1 protein-coding gene is annotated in these 1,246 nt (G+C 66.9%); it reads right to left on the bottom strand.

The annotated features are described in order from the left end of the window. Positions 1–34 precede the first annotated feature (34 nt). A complete protein-coding gene (locus EV186_RS38660; protein WP_243754551.1) occupies positions 35–1,051 on the bottom strand; it encodes an IS630 family transposase in 1,017 nt (338 codons plus the stop codon). Positions 1,052–1,246: the final 195 nt, after the last annotated feature.

Here is a 1,246-nt window from a genome sequence, read left to right as displayed (position 1 = left end):
CTAGTGCTCTGTCCAGATAGGTTCGCCGGGTTGGTTAGGCGGCTGGGGTGAGGTGTTGCCCGCCCCAGCGGATGCCTTTCTCGCTGCGGACTCGTGCGCGTTCACGGCGTTGCGCGGCAAGCACGTCGGGGTGACGGGCGTTGGCGTTGCGCCAGCGCAGATAGTCGTGCAGGCGCCGAGCCAGCACCGGATGGTTCGGATGGTTCGATCCCGCGACGACGAACGTGCGCAGCGGCCCGAAGTGCGCCTCGATCGGGTTGGCCCAGGACGAGTAGGTCGGGGTGAAGCACAGCTCGACCTTGTTGCGGGCCGCCCAGGCCCGGATCGTCTGGCCGCGGTGGGCGGAAAGGTTGTCCAGGATGATGTAGATCGGCGCCCCGTCCGGGCGCGCGGCCCGGATGGACTTCAACGCGGAAAGGGTGTTAGCGGCGGACTTCTTCCTGCGCACGACGCCCCAGAGAGTGTCGTCGCCGACGGAGTAGCAGCCGTGGAACTGCCGGACTCCATGCAGCTTGTGATAGTTCGCCGGCAACCGGTCCGGATGTCCTTTCCGGGCCCAGCCGGCTCCCAGGTGCGGTCGGATGGTCAGTGGCCCGAACTCGTCGAAGGCGAACACCCGATCCGGGAACCTGCTGGTGACGTGCTCGATCCGGGCCAGCTTCGCGTCCCGATCAGGGTCGTTGGACTCCTTCCAGGTCTTCGTGCGCTGAAAGCTGATCTCGTGCTTGCGCAGGAACTGCCGCAGCCGTTCCCGCCCGACTTGCACGACCCGGTGCGGGTTGCGGGCCAGGTAGGCGGCGAGTTTGCGCAGACTCCAACGGGTGAACGGCTGCTCGAGTACCTCGGGTCGCGTGGTGGCCGTCGCGACGATGAACGCTTCGTCCTCAGTGTTGATCAGGCGGGGACGGCCACCCGCCCACTGAGGGTCCAGACTGGCCATCCCCATCTGGTTGAACCGGTGGATCACGCCGCGGATCGCGTCCTCGTCGCCTTGGACCAGCCGGGCGATCGCCGGGACCGTGTTCCCGCCAGCCGAGGCCAGCACCACCATCGCCCGACGCAGCCGTACTGCTGAGCCGGTCCCTCTTCGCACAATCTGCTGCAACCGCTGCCCTTCATGATCGGACAACCTGCGCACCCGGACTGGATCTGCCATCCACCCAGCCTGACCGCCAGTCGATCACCCACCCCGAACGCTGACCGGCGTGTCACCAAACCGGCCAACGTTCATGGACAGAGCACTAGG

This window comes from Labedaea rhizosphaerae (assembly GCF_004362825.1).
GTDB lineage: Bacteria > Actinomycetota > Actinomycetes > Mycobacteriales > Pseudonocardiaceae > Labedaea > Labedaea rhizosphaerae.
The sequence above is the reverse complement of the archived record's forward strand: the minus strand, read 5'-3'. Positions and strand labels throughout refer to the sequence as shown.